Consider the following 18,190-nt stretch of genomic DNA (forward strand, 5'->3'; position numbering starts at 1 on the left):
GTCTAACCTTCGGGAGGACGGTTACCACGGTGTGATTCATGACTGGGGTGAAGTCGTAACAAGGTAGCCGTAGGGGAACCTGCGGCTGGATCACCTCCTTAATCGACAGACATCAGCTGTCTTATGAGCTCCCACACGAATTGCTTGATTCATTGAAGAAGACGATATCGGTAACAGCTCTTAACTGGGTCTGTAGCTCAGTTGGTTAGAGCGCACCCCTGATAAGGGTGAGGTCGGCAGTTCGAATCTGCCCAGACCCACCAGTTTCTTGTTGGGGCCATAGCTCAGCTGGGAGAGCGCCTGCCTTGCACGCAGGAGGTCAGCGGTTCGATCCCGCTTGGCTCCACCACCCCTTGCTACCGTGTCAAAGCTTAGAAATGAATATTCGCCTCGAATATTGATTTCTGAACTTTTTCAGAATCGTTCTTTAAAAATTTGGGTATGTGATAGAAAGATAGACTGGACAGCACTTTCACTGGTGTGTGTTCAGGCTAAGGTAAAATTTGTGAGTAATTACAAGTTTTCGGCGAATGTTGTCTTCACAGTATAACCAGATTGCTTGGGGTTATATGGTCAAGTGAAGAAGCGCATACGGTGGATGCCTTGGCAGTCAGAGGCGATGAAAGACGTGGTAGCCTGCGATAAGCTTCGGGGAGTCGGCAAACAGACTTTGATCCGGAGATCTCTGAATGGGGGAACCCACTCAGCATAAGCTGAGTATCTTGTACTGAATACATAGGTGCAAGAGGCGAACCAGGGGAACTGAAACATCTAAGTACCCTGAGGAAAAGAAATCAACCGAGATTCCCTTAGTAGTGGCGAGCGAACGGGGACTAGCCCTTAAGTGGCTTTGAGATTAGCGGAACGCTCTGGAAAGTGCGGCCATAGTGGGTGATAGCCCTGTACGCGAAAATCTCTTAGTCATGAAATCGAGTAGGACGGAGCACGAGAAACTTTGTCTGAATATGGGGGGACCATCCTCCAAGGCTAAATACTACTGACTGACCGATAGTGAACCAGTACCGTGAGGGAAAGGCGAAAAGAACCCCGGAGAGGGGAGTGAAATAGATCCTGAAACCGTATGCGTACAAGCAGTGGGAGCCTACTTTGTTAGGTGACTGCGTACCTTTTGTATAATGGGTCAGCGACTTATATTCAGTGGCGAGCTTAACCGAATAGGGGAGGCGTAGCGAAAGCGAGTCTTAATAGGGCGTTTAGTCGCTGGGTATAGACCCGAAACCGGGCGATCTATCCATGGGCAGGTTGAAGGTTAGGTAACACTGACTGGAGGACCGAACCGACTACCGTTGAAAAGTTAGCGGATGACCTGTGGATCGGAGTGAAAGGCTAATCAAGCTCGGAGATAGCTGGTTCTCCTCGAAAGCTATTTAGGTAGCGCCTCATGTATCACTGTAGGGGGTAGAGCACTGTTTCGGCTAGGGGGTCATCCCGACTTACCAAACCGATGCAAACTCCGAATACCTACAAGTGCCGAGCATGGGAGACACACGGCGGGTGCTAACGTCCGTCGTGAAAAGGGAAACAACCCAGACCGTCAGCTAAGGTCCCAAAGTTATGGTTAAGTGGGAAACGATGTGGGAAGGCTTAGACAGCTAGGAGGTTGGCTTAGAAGCAGCCACCCTTTAAAGAAAGCGTAATAGCTCACTAGTCGAGTCGGCCTGCGCGGAAGATGTAACGGGGCTCAAACCATACACCGAAGCTACGGGTATCACTTAGGTGATGCGGTAGAGGAGCGTTCTGTAAGCCTGTGAAGGTGAGTTGAGAAGCTTGCTGGAGGTATCAGAAGTGCGAATGCTGACATGAGTAACGACAATGGGAGTGAAAAACTCCCACGCCGAAAGACCAAGGTTTCCTGCGCAACGTTAATCGACGCAGGGTTAGTCGGTCCCTAAGGCGAGGCTGAAAAGCGTAGTCGATGGAAAACAGGTTAATATTCCTGTACTTCTGGTTATTGCGATGGAGGGACGGAGAAGGCTAGGCCAGCTTGGCGTTGGTTGTCCAAGTTTAAGGTGGTAGGCTGAGATCTTAGGTAAATCCGGGATCTTAAGGCCGAGAGCTGATGACGAGTTGCCATTAGGCGACGAAGTGGTTGATGCCATGCTTCCAAGAAAAGCTTCTAAGCTTCAGATAACCAGGAACCGTACCCCAAACCGACACAGGTGGTTGGGTAGAGAATACCAAGGCGCTTGAGAGAACTCGGGTGAAGGAACTAGGCAAAATGGCACCGTAACTTCGGGAGAAGGTGCGCCGGTGAGGGTGAAGGACTTGCTCCGTAAGCCCATGCCGGTCGAAGATACCAGGCCGCTGCGACTGTTTATTAAAAACACAGCACTCTGCAAACACGAAAGTGGACGTATAGGGTGTGACGCCTGCCCGGTGCCGGAAGGTTAATTGATGGGGTTAGCTAACGCGAAGCTCTTGATCGAAGCCCCGGTAAACGGCGGCCGTAACTATAACGGTCCTAAGGTAGCGAAATTCCTTGTCGGGTAAGTTCCGACCTGCACGAATGGCGTAACGATGGCGGCGCTGTCTCCACCCGAGACTCAGTGAAATTGAAATCGCTGTGAAGATGCAGTGTATCCGCGGCTAGACGGAAAGACCCCGTGAACCTTTACTATAGCTTTGCACTGGACTTTGAATTTGCTTGTGTAGGATAGGTGGGAGGCTTTGAAGCGTGGACGCCAGTTCGCGTGGAGCCATCCTTGAAATACCACCCTGGCAACTTTGAGGTTCTAACTCAGGTCCGTTATCCGGATCGAGGACAGTGTATGGTGGGTAGTTTGACTGGGGCGGTCTCCTCCTAAAGAGTAACGGAGGAGTACGAAGGTGCGCTCAGACCGGTCGGAAATCGGTCGTAGAGTATAAAGGCAAAAGCGCGCTTGACTGCGAGACAGACACGTCGAGCAGGTACGAAAGTAGGTCTTAGTGATCCGGTGGTTCTGTATGGAAGGGCCATCGCTCAACGGATAAAAGGTACTCCGGGGATAACAGGCTGATACCGCCCAAGAGTTCATATCGACGGCGGTGTTTGGCACCTCGATGTCGGCTCATCACATCCTGGGGCTGAAGCCGGTCCCAAGGGTATGGCTGTTCGCCATTTAAAGTGGTACGCGAGCTGGGTTTAGAACGTCGTGAGACAGTTCGGTCCCTATCTGCCGTGGACGTTTGAGATTTGAGAGGGGCTGCTCCTAGTACGAGAGGACCGGAGTGGACGAACCTCTGGTGTTCCGGTTGTCACGCCAGTGGCATTGCCGGGTAGCTATGTTCGGAAGAGATAACCGCTGAAAGCATCTAAGCGGGAAACTTGCCTCAAGATGAGATCTCACTGGAGCCTTGAGCTCCCTGAAGGGCCGTCGAAGACTACGACGTTGATAGGTTGGGTGTGTAAGCGCTGTGAGGCGTTGAGCTAACCAATACTAATTGCCCGTGAGGCTTGACCATATAACACCCAAGCAATTTGAGCGAAAGCCAGATTGCGGTGTTGTGAAGACTGCACAGCCGAAGATTTGTAACTCACAAACATCACATACCCGATTCGCTGGAGTGTCTTAAACAAGACCTTCTGGCAACAGAATTTCTTGACGACCATAGAGCATTGGAACCACCTGATCCCATCCCGAACTCAGCAGTGAAACGATGCATCGCCGATGGTAGTGTGGGGTTTCCCCATGTGAGAGTAGGTCATCGTCAAGATTAAATTCCGAAACCCCTATCTGCATATGCAGGTAGGGGTTTTGTCTTTAAGGTAGAAGCATCAAGAATTCGCTGGCACGTCGCAACAGACGGATCGGCACACAGAATTTCTTGACGACCATAGAGCATTGGAACCACCTGATCCCATCCCGAACTCAGCAGTGAAACGATGCATCGCCGATGGTAGTGTGGGGTTTCCCCATGTGAGAGTAGGTCATCGTCAAGATTCATTCCGAAACCCCTGTCTGCCCTGCAGACAGGGGTTTTGTCTTTCAGGACCTGTCACCCTTTGTGGGAGCTGGCCTTGCCAGCGATGGGCTGCATAGCAGCCCCAGAGCAGCCGCTGACTTACCCAGCTCTTCGCACCTTGCCACTGCGCCGCGCCTGCAACTTGCGCCACCAGATATACACCCCGGTCAGCGACAGCACCGCAATCATCACTCCCAACACTGCAATCAACACCTGGCCGGTCATGCCGATGATGCGCCCGCCATGTATGGGTAACTGCAAGCGGTAAAAGCGTTCCCCCAAGGTGCCTTGCCCGGCAATCTCCTTGCCCAGCAAATGCCCGTCAGTGCCGTGGAAGAACAACCAGGACTTACCCTGGGCATCGGTATCGTGCTGGCCAAACCCCGCACCATAGAAGTTGTACTCGAAGCTGTAGTACAGCTCACCGATCGGTGCCGTTAGCCCCAGCCGCTGACCTTCCTGCTGCGCCAGCTGGTAGGCCTGTTGATAGTTCAGCTGGGTCACCCCCAGTTGTTCCTTGGGTAGCCCGCCACGGGCTTCATAGACGCTTGGCTCAATCGGTGAAAACAGTGACACCGCCGGTTTGAATACCTGGGCAGGCAGGTTCATTGCCACGCTGCTGATCGCAATCGGCAGCAGCAACAGCCACAACCACAAACCGCCCGCCCTGTGGATATCCATGTTCAGCCGATAGGCATGGCCACCCTTGATCTTCCAGGCTTTCGCCCACTTGCCCCAGAACGGCCGCCCACGCGGCAAGGTCAGCAGCACGGCGATAAAGCAGTCGATTACCCACATGATCGCCACCACACCCATCAGCAGAATCCCCCAGTTGCCGGGCAGGGTCAGGCTGTAATGTAGCTCGAGCATGAACGGCATGAAGTTCTCGCGGGAGAAACAGCATTCACCCCAGTAGCGCTGGCCCAGGGTCAACCCACTGACGGGGTCGAGATAGAACACCGTGTTCTTCTCGGCATAGGGCTCGCCGCTGGCTGGGTCATTGCGCGGCACCATGGCCAGCAGCGCCGCATGCCCGGGCTCGTTCGGGTATTCCATGTACCAGACTTGCAGGCGCGGATGCTCGGCCTGCAACTTATCCACAAGCACCCCGGGTTGCCGGCGTTCACCCACGGTGGGCGCTTCATAGAAGGACGGGTTGAGCCATTCATCCAGTTCGTGATGAAAGGCCAGGACGCTGCCGGTTAGGCCCGCCATGGCCAAAAACAGCGCAGTGATCAGGCCAAGGTAGCGGTGAAGCAGTACGTAAAGCTGACGCATGGGTAAAGGTCCGGAATAAGTCGCCAGATACAACAAAGCCAGCCCCCGGAATCAGGTGCTGGCTTTGGCGTTCATACAGGTGAGGTCAGAACTGGTAGCTGACCGTGGCGCTGACATTGCGCTCTTCGCCCATGTAGCAGTAACTCAGGCTGGCACAGGAGGCGATGTAGCTCTCATTGGTGAGGTTGTTGGCATTGAGCCGCACATCCACGCCCTTGAGCCCGACCTTGCCCAGGTCATAGCCAACCGACGCGTCGAACAGGGTGTAGGAGGGCACCTTCATGGTGTTCTCGGCATCCACCCAGCTGTAGCCGACATAACGCACACCGCCGCCCAGGCGCAGGCCGTCGAGGGCGCCCTGGCGGAAGTTGTAGTCAGCCCACAGCGAGGCCATGTGTCGCGGTGCCTGGGTAGGCGAGTTGCCCTTGTTGTCGAGGTCGCTGCCGAACAGCGTGCTTGGCATCGACTTGGCGTACTCGATGTCGGTGAAGGTGTAGCTGCCGAGCACTTTCAGGTTGTCGGTGACCTGCATGTGCGCTTCCAGCTCCAGGCCCTGGGAACGGACCTGGCCTACAGGACGATAGAACTCTTCCTGCGGCAGCTTGGAGGCCAGGTTCTCCTGCTCGATGCGGAACACCGAAGCGGTGAACAGGTTGTCAGTGCCCGGTGGCTGGTACTTGATGCCGGCTTCCCACTGGGTGCCCTCGGTCGGCGCCAGCGGATTGCCGGCCTGGTCGGCGTAGGAGTTGGGGTTGAACGACTCGGAATAGCTGATGTACGGCGCAATGCCGTTTTCGAACAGGTACAGCACGCCGGCGCGGCCGGTCAGTTTGGTGCGCTGGTCGCTGATCCTGGTGCCCAGCGGGCGGCTGGCTTCGGCGATACGGTTCTCGTCCGAGGTCTTCACCCAGTCCTGACGCAGGCCCAGGGAGAAGCGCCACTGGTCGAGCTCGATCAGGTCCTGCAGGTACACGCCGGTCTGCTGCAGCCGACGCAGGTAGCTGGTGGGGTTGTAGTAGGTGATTTGCGAGTTGCCGTACTGCGGGTCGAAGGCGTTGATCGGCGCCAGCGAGCCACTGCGCCAGTCGACCACGGTTTTGCGCCGCTGATAGTCCAGGCCCAGCAGGGTGGTGTGCTTGGCACTGCCGGTGAAGTATTCAGCCTGGAGCATGTTGTCGATGATGTACGCGTGGAGCTTTTCATCGCCGCCGGTGTAGTAGCGGTTCAGCTCGTTGCTGGTCGGCGTGGTCCAGCCCCAGGCATACACCTGGTCCATTTTCACCGTCGAGTCCAGGTAGCGGAAGTTCTGCCGCGCGGTGAAAACGTCGTTGAAGCGATGCTCGAACTGATAGCCGAACGACTGCTGGTCGCGCTCGTAGCGGTCGACACCCGGCTCGCCTTCGAAGAAGTGATCGGAGATGCGCTGGCCATTGCGCTGGTGCAGCGCGCCATCGGCCGGCACGCCGCCGTGATAGCCGCCGTCGGGGTCGTGCTGCAGGTAGGCCTGCAGGGTCAGCGAGGTGTCTTCGCTGAAGTTGATGCTGACAGTCGGGGCCAGGGCGAAGCGTTTTTCCTCGTTGTGGTCGAACTGGGTGTCGGACTGATCGGCCAGGCCCACCAGACGGTAGGCGATGCGCTTGTCGTCATCCAGCGGGCCGCTGAAGTCGAAACCGACACCACGCTGGCCCTGGGTGCCAACGGTGGCCTGTACCTGATGGTAGGCCTCGTACAGTGGCTTCTTGCTGGTCAGGGCGACCAGGCCGCCGGGTGAGCTGCGGCCATAGAGCACCGAAGATGGCCCCTTGAGGATATCCACGCGCTCAAGAAAGTACGGATCGACCTGCATGGTGCTGTAGGTGCCGCTGTCACCCATGGACTTGAGGCCGTCCAGGTAGATGTTATCCACAGAGCCGTCGTTGAAGCCGCGCATGGCTACGTAGTCGTAGCGGTGTGTCGCACCATAAGGGTTGGTCAGCACGCCCGGGGTGTAGCGCATGGCCTGGGCCACGGTCTGCGAGCCCTGGTCCTCCATTTGCTGACGGGTCACCACCGATACAGACTGCGAGGTTTCCAGGATCGGCGCACTGGTCTTGGTCGCAACCTGGCTGTGAGTGGCGTTGTAGCCTTCCATGCTGCCCAGGGCGTTACCCAGGGCGAACTCGCGTACTTCGGTGCTCGGCAACGACAGCGCTGCGTCCTGTGCCTGAGCCCGCAGCACATAGCTGCCGCCATCCTGGCTGAGGGCCTCCAGGCCCGAACCGTTGAGCAACTGGCGCAGCGCCTGGTCGGTGGCGTAGCTGCCTTGCAGTCCCGGCGACTGCAGGCCCTGGGTCATTTGCGGGGTGCTCGACAGGGTGATCTGAGCCTGGCGGGCGAACTGGTTGAGCACCTCATCCAGAGAGCCGGCAGGGATGTTGTACTGCTGGCTGACACTGCCTGCTGGTGATGCAAGTGTCATTGCCGGCACCGCAGTGATGCCCAGGGCAGTGCCGAGCAGCGCGGCGCGGATGGCCTTGCCGAGGGAACTGGAACAGGCAGAATCTAAGGAAGGTTGAAAATCATTCTTCTTGTTGAGCCGCAACAGGGGCGAAGCATTACGCATGGAGAGCATCCGTAGAGTCGGTAAGGGCAGAAAGAGTCGCTTACTGTCCTAGCCGGACTCGTGGGTAAAACCCGCCAAAAAAAATCACTTCACGCCAGCCGTTCCAGGCGCACCCACCAGCGGGTGCGATAGCTGACCTTGACCGGCAGTGTCTGCGGCAACAGTTGCAACAGCTTGTCGGTGTCTGCAAGGCGGAACACACCTGACAGGCGCAAGTCGGCAATGTCGTCGGCGCAGCTGACATAGCCATGGCGATAGCGCCCGACTTCAGCGAGAAAATCACCCAGGCGCATGTCGCGGGTGACGATCAGCCCTTCGGCCCAGGCGCCGGCATCCATGTCCTGATTGTGCAGCAGGGTCGCGCCGCGGGCATCGAGGCGATAGCTCTGGCCGGCGTGAATCCATTGCATCGGGCCTGGCGAGTGGATGGCGACGCTGCCCTGGCTGACGCTGACGCGGGTGCAGTCGTCGTCCTGGCGCACCACGAAGCGGCCGTCGAAGCCTTGCAGCAAGGCTTCGCGGGTGCTGACCAGCAACGGTCTAGCCGGGGTGCTTGTGTCTTTGGCGCAGGTCAGCATCAACTCGCCGTGCTTGAGACGAATCAGGCGCTGATCGGCCTCAAAGGCAAGGTCTGCGGCGCTGTTGGTGTTCAGTTGCAGCAGCGAGCCATCGGGCAGGCGCACGCTGCGACGCTGGCCGGTGGCGCTGGCGAAATCCGCAGTCCAGGGGCTGATTAGCTGCAGGTCCTTACCCAGCCAGGTCGCCGAGCCGAGCACCAGCACGCCGCTGAGCAGCTTCAGGGCCTGGCGTCGTTGCAGGCGCTGGCTGCTGTTCTCAAGGGTCTGCAAGGCCACACTGGCCCCTGGCACGGCGCGCAGGTTGAGTTCCTGCTGCAGCGACTGCACTCGTTGCCAGGCCAGCTCGTGCTCCTGATGGGTTGCACGCCACTGTTCGCATTGCTGCTGCAACCGCGCGTTGTGGCCGCTTTCGCGCAGCTTGAGCATCCAGTGGATGGCTTGCTTGACCACGCGCGGGCCGGGGTTGAGGGTGGTCATGACGGCTTACGCCTCTGACTCGTAGCGCAGCAGGTAGCAATGATAGAGCGCATCGGCCACGTAGCGCTCAACCGAGCGCAGCGACACGCCCATCTGTTCGGCAATGTCCTTGTGGCTCAAGCCCTCGCACTGGGCCAGGAGAAACGCGCGACGCACTTTCGGCTTGAGGCCGTCGAGCATCTGCGCGATGCGCTCAAGCAGCTCCAGCAGCAGTTCGCGGGTTTCAAGCGAAGGCACTTCGGCCTCTGGCAGATGCGCCAGGGCTTCGAGGTAGGCGCGCTGCAGCTCCTCACGGCGCCAGTGGTCGATCACCAGGCCGCGAGCGATGGTACGCAGGAACGCCCGGGGGGCGTTCAGCTCCAACAGTTCACGCCGCTGCAACAGGCGTACGAAAGTGTCCTGGGCCAGGTCCGCGGCATCGGCGGCGTTGCCCAGCTTGCTGCGCAGCCAGGTGTTCAGCCAGCCATGGTGATGGCTGTAAAGCGTGTGCACGGACTCTCGAGAGGGCATGAAGGTGCGCTGCTGAAGGGGTCATAAATGATAATTAGTCTCATTGTTGGCATCCTTGGAATATTTTGCAACTGTTGATCAGGGCAAGCTCGCTCTTGCCGGAGCGGGCTTGCCCCGCGATCGGGTTTAACTCAGCAAATTCTTCACATTGTTCATTGCCTCATCGGCAAACCCCTGCAAAAACGCCTGAAAGCCAGGCATTGCCTCGCTGCCGCCTTGCCATGGCTCGGCCTGGATGGTCCAGGTCGCCCGCGCCTGACGCTCGCCCAGCGCCTCGACCTGCATCGCCGCCCACAGGTTGCCGATGTTCAGGCTGGTGTAGATCAGGCTCCAGGTCATGTACATGGCCTGGTCGTCGCGGCTGTTGAGCTGCTCGATGACCACGTTGCCGTCCTTGAACAGCTTCTTGCGCACCGAGCGTACGCCGCTACCGGTCATCTCGATGTGCGCCAGGGCCGGGATGAACACCGGGAAGCCGGCAAAGTTGCCGACGATGTTCCAGACGCTGGCGGCAGCGCTGGCGATCTCGACGCTGGCCACTACGTGGCAGCCTTCGGGGTTGTGGATAAGTGTGTCGGGTTGGAGTGCTTGCATGGTGTCTCTCCTGGTTGGGTTGAAGCTGCTCAGATGAAGGCGATGTCGTGCAGGTACTGGCAGCCGCGTTGCAGCAGCTGCGGGGTTTTGCGCGGGTAACGGGCGCCCATGCGCTGGACGCCGGCGCGGGCGTTGTCGTGCTGGATTCGCGAGATGTCGCCGATGTCTTCCTCAAAGCCGTCCAGGTAGAAACCCAGCACATCGAACAGGGCGTTGTCGCGGTCGACCCGCTGCAACTGCCGCTGCCACTGCTCAACGCTGACCAGCTCGAATGGCCTGCCGCTGTCGCGGAACACCGAGACGTAATCGCGCCAGCTCAAAGGCTCGGGGTTGTGCAGGTTGAACACCGCCCGTTCGGGCTGGTAGCGGCTGCTGTGGAAGGCGATGAAGCGGGCCAGAAAGTCCACCGGCATCAGGTCGAAGTTGAGCTCCAGCGCCGGTACCTGGCCGATTTGCAGCGAGCCTTTAAGCATCAGCATCAACCGGTTGCGCTGGGGCTGGCAGATGCCGTTGCGGCTGTCGAAGGTGATGTTGCCGGGGCGATACAGGTTGACCCACACGCCCTGGGCGCGGGCGCGCTGAAGAATGCGCTCGCCCACCCATTTGCTCAGGTTGTAGCCGTTGCGGATATAGATCGGCGGGGTGGTGGCCGGGTCTTGTTCGAGCACCTGGCCGTCGGCGTCAATGGCGCTGCACGCCGACAGGGTCGAGATGAAATTGAAGACCTTCTTGCGCCGGCCTTCGCACAGGCGCAGGCACTCGAACAGCGGTTCGACGTTGTCGGCGGCGAGGCTCTGGTAATCCAGTACATGGTTGACCTGCGCGGCGTTGTGCAACAGCGCGCCGTACTCGCTGTCGAGGTAGTTGTAGTCGACTTCGGCCAGGCCCAGGCGCGGCTGGCGCAGGTCGGCGGCGAAGACTTTCACCCGGCTCATGTCCAGCCCATGCAAGCCGTTCTCTACCAGCGCCGCGCTAAAGCGTTGCTCGGCTGACTGACTGGCGTTGGCGCGCACCAGGCAGGCCACTTCGCTGGCGCCCCATTGCAGCAGCGCTTCGACCAGGTGCACGCCAAGAAAGCTGTTGGCGCCGGTGACGATCACCTTGTGCACATCGCCCAGTTGCGCCACTGGCAGCACCTGCAAGCCCAATTCGCGGCAGGCGTCGCGTTCAGCTTGCGGGTCGAGGCCAGGCAGCTGTGCCTGCTCACCGCTGACCAGGGTGGCCAGGCGTTGCACTGTCGGCATCTCGATAAAGCGGTTGATCGCAATGCCGCGGCCGAACTGTTCGCGAATGGCCAGCAACAGGCGCGACAGCAGGATCGAATGGCCACCGAGGCTGAAGAAGCTGGCGTCGGTGGAAATGTCCTGCTCGGGCAGTTCCAGCAGCGTGCTCCACAGGCCAACCAGCTGCGCTTCGACCGGGGTTAGCGGACCGAAGTGATGCAGGCTCGGCGCCAAACCCAGCGGCAGTGCCGCCAGCGCCTGGCGGTCAACTTTGCCGTTGGCGGTGTAGGGCATCTGCGCCAGTTGCTGATAGAAACCCGGGCGCATGTAGTCGGGCAGCCTTTGCTCGGCGTGCTGGCGCAGGGCCGCTTCGCTGTCATCACTGGTGGCTTGCGCGCAGAACGCCAGGATCCGCCGCTGGGCATCGATGATCACCGCCACCTGGCGGAACAGGCCGCTGCTGCGCAGGCAGTGCTCGATCTCTTCGGGCTCGACGCGAAAGCCGCGAATCTTCACCTGGTTGTCGCGCCGGCCACAAAGCTCGATACCCTCGGCCGTCCATTTGCCGATATCGCCGGTGCGATACACGCGCAACAGGCTGCTGTCGCCTGGGCTGAGGTTGAGGAAGCGCTCGTTGCTCAGGGCAGGATTGTTCAGATAGCCCAAGCCCACGCCCGGCCCTGCGATATACAACTCACCGGGGCAGTTTTCGATCACCGGTTGCAGGTTTTCGTCGAGGATCAGCACCCGCGTGTTGGCGATCGGGCAGCCCAGGTTGCGGTTGTTGTCGCCAGTGTTGAACACCCGGGTGGTGGCCAGTACCGTGGTCTCGGTCGGGCCATAGATGTTGTGCAGTTGGCATTGCCCGGCCAGGCGTTCAATCACCTCCGGTTCACAGACGTCGCCACCGGTGACCAGGTGCTTCAACTCCAGGGTTTGATCGCGCGGCAGGATGCTCAGCAGTGCCGGCGGCAGGAAGGCGTGGGTGACGTGCTGTTCGCGCATCAGCGCCAGCAATTGAGCCGGGTCGCGGCGCTGGTCTTGCGTGGGCACCACCAGTTCGCCGCCGGCGACCCAGGTGGGCAGGATGTCCAGCAGCGAGGCATCGAAGCCGATGGTCGAAAACTGCAATGCCCGGCTGCGCTCATCGAGTTGCACGTGGGCGCTGTACCAGGCCTGGAAGTGGCTGAGGTTACGCTGGCTGAGCAGCACGCCCTTGGGCTGGCCGGTGGTGCCCGAGGTGTAGATCGCCACGCCCGGGGCGTCTGGCGCCGGTCGCTGGCGCAGTAATGACGGCAACGGCTGCGCCAACGCTGCGGGCAACTGGCGCAGGTCGAGGCTTTTCACAGCCAAGTCATCCACTGGGACTTGACCGTCATGCAGCAACAGGCTGGCGCCGGCGTTCTTGAGGATGTAACGCAGACGCTCGGCCGGGTGCGCAGGATCCAGCGGCAAGTACACCGCCCCATAGCCGAATACCGCGAGCAGGCTGGCGTAGAGCGCTGCGGATTTGCCCATGCAAACGCCAATCACTGGCGGGTCGGCGTCAATAGCCAAGCCGGCCATCAATTGCTGGATGGCGACCGCCTGGGCGTGCAGTCGGGCATAGCTGATGCGCTGGCCGTTGAGGTTCAGCGCCGGGCGCTCGGCATGAAGTTGCAGGCTCTGCTGCAGGCGCTCGATCAGCGCTACTTCGCCAGTTGCCAGCAATGGCAGGCTGTCGTGCTGGTTGTAGCGATGCAGCCAGGCCAGTTGCTCCAGCCAGCCAAGACCTTGTTGCTGGTCCTCCTGCCCGGGGCTGATGGCGGCTGCCTGCTGCAGGTAGTCGGGGTTTCGCGAGAAACGGCTGACGTGCAGCGCGAGGGTTTGCTGCAGGCTGTCGATGGTCTTCCGGCGCAGTTGCTGGCCATTGCCGGACACCTCCGCTGCCAGCGGCTGGCGCTCGATCAACCGCTGCGCGGTGGCTGTGCCGGTCCAGCACAACAGCTCCAGTGTCGGCAGTTCGCCAGCGCTGTGCAGGTACAGTCCCAGGCGCAGGCTCAACAACGCGCAGTCGCCAAGCCCCTGCCAATCGCTGGCACTCAGTGCCAGGCTGCCATCATCGATGAGCAGCTGTGGCCGGGGCCACGGGCGATGCTGCAAGGCTGCGGTGCTATCGGCCAGGTACAGCGCGTGCCCATGGTCGAGCAGTTCCTGGTGCAGCAGGGCCAATGCCGGGCTTGTGCCGATCAGACAGATTTGCAGGCGTCTCATGGCGCTCTCCTTGGTTCGGGCAGGTAATGCGCCAGGGCCTGTTGTACGCAAGGCGAATCGAGCATCGAGCTGGCGCGGAACAGGCGCAGGATGTTGCCCAGCAGCGGATGCCGGTGATCGATCGGGTAGGCCATCGCCGTTACCTCCTGGCGCAATGCTTGGCGCGCGGTCTCGCCGATCGGCAGGTGCTCGATCAGGCTGAAATCGAAGGCTTTCTGGATGTCGTTGGTCAGGTACTGGGTGAGAAACACCGGGAGGATGTCGGCAATGCACCGGCGATCCGCCTCCGGCGCGCTGTGCCAGTAGATGCGTACCAACCGCGCCCAGAAGGTCGAGTGGCGCCCCTCGTCGAGCAGGTGGTCGGCCATTAGCCCCTTGACCGAGGGCTTGACCGTGTCATCGCGGGCAAAGGCGGCGACGTCGTCCGTCAGGGTGTTCTCGGCAATACCTACGCAAATCAGCTCAAGGGCGTCGCGCAGATGTTCCGGTGCCAGCGCCAGGGCTGCGGGTATCGCCCGGCTCAGCTCGATCTCCCGGGGCAGGGCAATCGGCTCGATGCCGGTCAGGGCGATGGTCTGGTGCATGAAGTCCATGGCCACCAGGGCGTGGTAGTCCTCATCGACCACCACGGTCATGGCGTCATAGCGGCAGGCGAACGGAAAGCGAATGGCGAAGCGGTCCTTGGCGATCCGCCGGGCGGTGTGATCGACGATCTCGGTCTCGAAAATCACCACGTCGTTGATGAACTTGTAGAGGCTCTGGGCCAGGGCGAAATCGCGCTGCTGCGGGCACGCGCGGACAAAGGTTTCGCTGAGCACCAGCGGCTGGCGGCTGAGCGGGTAGATCAGGCGCTGATCATCCTCGACCAGGCGTCGTGGCCGGGTGCGGATGGTCGCCCGGCTCTCCCAGGCCTCGGCACAGGAGGTGTAGTCGAGGGCGTTCATGCGCTGGTCTCCACGACGTTTTCACGCATCGACAGGCGCAAGCGGTCCCACAGGGCAATGCGGCTGTCGACGGCGGCAATGGCGGCTTCGAGCACCTGGCGTTGTTGCACCGGGTCGCCTTTGACCAGCCTTGCCAGCAAGGCCTCGGCGGCCGGGCCGTGGTCTTCGGAATCGACCTCGATGTGCCGCTGCAGGTAGTAACGGAAGGTGGGCGCCTGTTCGCCGCTGATACCCCAGTCATCGAGGATGCGCTGGAACATGGTCGGGATGACGCTTTCGCGGCCATGCAGAAAGGCTGCGGCGACACCATGGGCCGGTGCGCCCAGGGCGGTTTCCAGCGTGTGGCAGACGAACTGCAGGGCTGCCTCGCTGGCGCCTGCACGCTGCAGGGCACTGGCGTAACCCACGCCTTCACGCTGCAGGCTGACGAAGCGCTCGATCGCCGCTGTGCTGGCGCCGACCTCGCGCATGGCGTCCAGGTACAGCTCGAAATGACTGTAGTGGCCCTGGCCGGGGCGGTCGTCGGACTCCTCGCCAAGAACGATCTCGTTGATCAGGCGTGCGGCGTGCGGGTCAAGCGGTGGCAGCCAGGGCAACTGGATACAGGTCAGCTCCTGCTGCAGGCGCTTGGTCAGCGACATGAAATCCCAGACGGCGAAGACATGGGTTTCCATGAACCGTTGCAATACCGGCAAACAATCGATTTCAGTAAAGATCGGGTGTGCGGCAAGTTCGGCTTTGCGGGCGATAAGAAGCGAAGTCAATGTATTCATGGGGTTTCCTGGTCACTGGCTAACATCCGGTTAATGTCTTTTCATCGGCGGCGGCGAAGTTTTCAGCGGCCGAGCAGGGGCCTCGACTGAATTATTCGATAACAGCGCAATGGCAGACGTATCGATGCAGTTGGCATCGTTTTCTTCGGTGAACGGGCGCCTGGCGGTGGAGGTGGCCCGTGCCATTAAAAAGTTAGAACAACTTTTAAGTGATCGGCAACAACTTTGTTAATTATATTTGCAGTGTTTGTTTTTAAAGTGTGAGTGGGCGGGATAAAACTTTTATAGTTAGTTTTATTGGCATGTAAGTGCTCCTTCCGGCAACCAAGTGTCAGAATTGAAACTGCATGAGTGAATGCCTCACTCGGAGCACTGGAACAATAAAAGTCGGACCTGGTTGACTCTTGAGGGCAGCTGATCGATATCGGTCCTTGCCCGGCGCGCGGCTCCTTCTACAGGTGTGCGATAAGCAGACGACCTGGCCCGCCTGAGGGCGATCAGCGGTCGCTGCGCGGGTAAGAGTGTGCCGAAAATGCAAGAGCCGCCATGGCTGGCTGAAACAGCAAGAGACAAATCAGCGGCGCGGGCGCGCCCTTGGAGGGCAGGGTATCCCTGCGTTTGCAGGGCTCAGAGGCTGAGCAGGCCCAGGTGGGTGTTGATGATTTGAATCAGCCGCTGGTTGAGTTGCGGCGCATCGCCCGCGGCGTCGGGCAGTTCGATCAGCTCGATCTCCCGGCCGCTGTGGTCGTGCCAGCCGAGCATGCGCGGCAGCGATCCTGACGGATACAGCGCAGTGACCGGCACGCTGAGCCCGGCGGCCGCTTCGGCTGGGTCTGCCTGCGGGCTGTCGCTGGTGGCGACAAACAGGTGGCGGGTTTGCCCCGGGTGCAGTTGCTCGGTGTGCCGGGCCAGAGCCAGGGCCAATTGCGCCCCGGCACCCTGGCCGAACAGGGCGTGGGGTTTACGCAGGTACACCTGCAAGCGCTCGATCAGCGAGTCGATCAGGGTGGGGTTGCCGTGCAAGGGCAGTGAACGGATCGGGTCGCCGTAGGCCAGCACGTTGACGGTCACCAGTTCGATATGGTCGTTGAGCGCCACCGACCAGGCACGGTACTGGCTCAGATGATCCTGGCTGCAGGCAAGGCAGATCAGGCGGATCTGCGGCGGCTGGGCAGAGCCCGATACGGTTCTGCGCTGAAGTGTAGGAGCGTGCACTGCCTTTCCTTTCGCTCAAGGGGTGCCCCGAGCGCAATAGCTGCCAATGGCCGGGATTGCCGGCGATGGCGGTGGGTTCACTCTGCCGGTGGTCTGTTCAGGTAGGCCTTGATCGCTTTTGCCCCGTTGTTCAGGTGGCGCTCGAGAATCCTGATGGCATCTTCAACCGACTTGTCGTTTGCGGCGTCCACCAGCCCGATGTGATCGTCCTGGGTCAGCTTGCCCAGGCCCATCGATGACAGGTGAAAGCGCAGGAAGCGCTCTTCTTCGTTGAGCTCGTTTTCAATCAGGCGCAGCAGCTTCTGGTTCGGTGCCTTGCTGTACAGGCTCATGTGGAACAGGCGGTTGAGGCGCCCGATCTCGGCATGCCGGGTTTCGGTTTCAAGCTGGGTGATGTAGCTGCGCGCCTGGGCAATGTCGTCGGCATCGAGCAGCGGGATCGACTGGCGTAGTGCTTCGGACTCCAGAATGACCCGCAAGGCATAGGTATCGACGGCGTCTTCGCCGATCAATGGCGCAACTACCGCGCCCTTGTGCGCCACCACCTGCAACAGCGATTGCGCTTCGAGCTGGCGCAAGGCCTCGCGGACCGGCATGCGGCTGACACCGAACAAGGTTGCCAGCTCCTGTTGGCGCAAGGCCAGCCCAGGGGGCAGGCGGCCATCGAGAATGGCACTGCGCAGCCGCTCTTCAATCACGCTACGCGCCAGGTGTGGCGGCACTTGTTCGCCACCCAGGATTTCGCTCAGGGGTCTGGTTTTTCCGGCCACGCTGTTTTTGCCTGAAGTCGAAGTGAAATAATTGGATCCAATATCCAGCAACACTAGTTAGGGGAGGGATACTTGTCAAATAGCGGCGTTCGCCAACCCTTATTTATTAAGTAAACAGCAATCAACGGCCGCGCGCTTGCTATCGTGAAGGAAGTTTTTGTTCAAGGGAAGCCGGGTTGCAGCCCTCGCCAGACAGGGGGTTGCCCGTGGTCAACGGATTGCTGGCGCAATGATTGTAAGGTGCCATTGTTTTTTCCGGGTCGAGGCCGCACCATCGGCGTTTTTCCACAGGTCTGCGCGGATTATTCGCATTGGCGATACGTTGGGCTGTTCAATTGACCCTGCGCCGGCTCGGCCTGGCCGTGGTGCTCGGCTGCCTGTTACTGGGCGGCCTGCACGCGGATTGGGACTTCTCCCAGATCAGCCGCCGTGCCCAGTCGTTGTATGGCCCGCTGGGGCCTGGCCAGGGCCGCATTGATGCCTGGCAGAACCTGCTGGCGACCCAGAAGCAGGGCAGTGAGGCCGAACGCCTGAAAGTGGTCAACCAGTTCTTCAACCAGCAGCTGCGGTATGTCGAAGACATCGACCTGTGGCGCGAAGTGGACTACTGGGCAACCCCGGTACAGTCACTGATCAAGGGCGCCGGTGACTGCGAAGACTATGCTATCGCCAAGTACTTCAGCCTGCGGCGCCTCGGGGTTCCGGCAGAAAAACTGCGCATTACCTACGTCAAGGCCCTGCGCCAGAACCGCGCGCACATGGTCCTGACCTATTATTCAAGCCCGGAGGCCATGCCGTTGGTACTCGACAGCCTGATCGATGCGATCAAGCCCGCCAGCCAGCGTCCTGACCTGCTGCCGGTGTATTCCTTCAACGGTGAAGGCCTGTGGCTGACCGGTGCGGGTGGTAACAAGAAGGTCGGCGACACCAAGCGCTTGTCGCGCTGGCAGGATCTATTGAAGAAGATGCAGGCCGAAGGCTTCCCCGCCGAGCCGGCTTACTGAAGGAGC

General features: G+C 60.0%; 11 protein-coding genes, 2 tRNA genes and 4 rRNA genes (1 of these 17 running past the window's edge). 7 read left to right on the forward strand and 10 right to left on the reverse strand.

Features of this window, described 5'->3' with window-relative positions; translation table 11 throughout:
- The 6 genes from LOY34_RS00590 to rrf (LOY34_RS00615) all read left to right on the forward strand — a co-directional run.
- A 16S ribosomal RNA gene (locus tag LOY34_RS00590) occupies window positions 1–101 on the forward strand; it begins 1,436 nt to the left of the window's first position.
- A gap of 85 nt (window positions 102–186) precedes the next feature.
- Window positions 187–263 (forward strand) — tRNA-Ile (locus LOY34_RS00595).
- Between the two features lie 10 nt (window positions 264–273).
- Window positions 274–349, forward strand: a tRNA-Ala gene (locus LOY34_RS00600).
- Window positions 350–571: 222 nt separating this feature from the next.
- Window positions 572–3,462: ribosomal RNA gene (locus tag LOY34_RS00605) — 23S ribosomal RNA — on the forward strand.
- A gap of 136 nt (window positions 3,463–3,598) precedes the next feature.
- Window positions 3,599–3,714 (forward strand): 5S ribosomal RNA (gene rrf, locus LOY34_RS00610).
- Between the two features lie 110 nt (window positions 3,715–3,824).
- Window positions 3,825–3,940, forward strand: a 5S ribosomal RNA gene (rrf, locus tag LOY34_RS00615).
- The 16S, 23S and 5S rRNA genes sit together here with 2 tRNA genes alongside, the layout of an rRNA operon.
- 122 nt (window positions 3,941–4,062) lie before the next feature.
- On the opposite strand, the gene LOY34_RS00620 is transcribed toward rrf (LOY34_RS00615), so the two are convergent.
- The 10 genes from LOY34_RS00620 to LOY34_RS00665 all read right to left on the reverse strand — a co-directional run bounded on the left by LOY34_RS00620 (window position 4,063) and on the right by LOY34_RS00665 (window position 17,180).
- Complete coding sequence (locus tag LOY34_RS00620; RefSeq protein WP_093377521.1) at window positions 4,063–5,241, reverse strand: PepSY domain-containing protein; 1,179 nt, start codon at window positions 5,239–5,241, stop codon at window positions 4,063–4,065.
- A gap of 85 nt (window positions 5,242–5,326) precedes the next feature.
- On the reverse strand, window positions 5,327–7,699 hold the full coding sequence (locus LOY34_RS00625) for a TonB-dependent siderophore receptor (protein ID WP_408980909.1): 2,373 nt from the start codon (window positions 7,697–7,699) through the stop codon (window positions 5,327–5,329).
- A 233-nt stretch (window positions 7,700–7,932) separates the two neighbouring features.
- Window positions 7,933–8,898 (reverse strand): FecR domain-containing protein, encoded by a 966-nt coding sequence (locus tag LOY34_RS00630; RefSeq protein WP_195885399.1) that lies wholly within the window; start codon window positions 8,896–8,898, stop codon window positions 7,933–7,935.
- 6 nt (window positions 8,899–8,904) lie between these two features.
- Entirely contained in the window at window positions 8,905–9,408 is a 504-nt protein-coding gene (locus LOY34_RS00635) for a sigma-70 family RNA polymerase sigma factor (protein ID WP_093377508.1), read from the reverse strand.
- Window positions 9,409–9,534: 126 nt separating this feature from the next.
- Window positions 9,535–10,002, reverse strand: coding sequence for an SRPBCC family protein (locus LOY34_RS00640; protein ID WP_093377504.1), 468 nt, complete (start codon window positions 10,000–10,002; stop codon window positions 9,535–9,537).
- Between the two features lie 29 nt (window positions 10,003–10,031).
- Entirely contained in the window at window positions 10,032–13,478 is a 3,447-nt protein-coding gene (locus LOY34_RS00645; RefSeq protein ID WP_195885400.1) for a non-ribosomal peptide synthetase, read from the reverse strand.
- Entirely contained in the window at window positions 13,475–14,422 is a 948-nt protein-coding gene (locus tag LOY34_RS00650; protein ID WP_195885401.1) for a diiron oxygenase, read from the reverse strand. Before LOY34_RS00650 ends, LOY34_RS00645 begins: the two co-directional genes overlap by 4 nt.
- Window positions 14,419–15,195, reverse strand: a complete 777-nt coding sequence (locus LOY34_RS00655; RefSeq protein ID WP_195885402.1) for a DUF3050 domain-containing protein — start codon at window positions 15,193–15,195, stop codon at window positions 14,419–14,421. Before LOY34_RS00655 ends, LOY34_RS00650 begins: the two co-directional genes overlap by 4 nt.
- A 627-nt stretch (window positions 15,196–15,822) precedes the next feature.
- Entirely contained in the window at window positions 15,823–16,410 is a 588-nt protein-coding gene (locus LOY34_RS00660) for a thioesterase domain-containing protein (RefSeq protein WP_123564717.1), read from the reverse strand.
- A gap of 77 nt (window positions 16,411–16,487) precedes the next feature.
- The gene (locus LOY34_RS00665) at window positions 16,488–17,180 is read right to left on the reverse strand and encodes a GntR family transcriptional regulator (protein WP_195885403.1); all 693 of its coding nucleotides are present in this window, start codon (window positions 17,178–17,180) and stop codon (window positions 16,488–16,490) included.
- 311 nt (window positions 17,181–17,491) lie between these two features.
- Between LOY34_RS00665 and lapG the strand changes: the two genes are divergently transcribed.
- A complete protein-coding gene (gene lapG / locus LOY34_RS00670; protein ID WP_045197930.1) occupies window positions 17,492–18,184 on the forward strand; it encodes a cysteine protease LapG in 693 nt (230 codons plus the stop codon).
- Window positions 18,185–18,190 lie beyond the last annotated feature (6 nt).

The sequence above is a fragment of the Pseudomonas sp. B21-009 genome (genome assembly GCF_024749345.1).
Lineage (GTDB): Bacteria > Pseudomonadota > Gammaproteobacteria > Pseudomonadales > Pseudomonadaceae > Aquipseudomonas.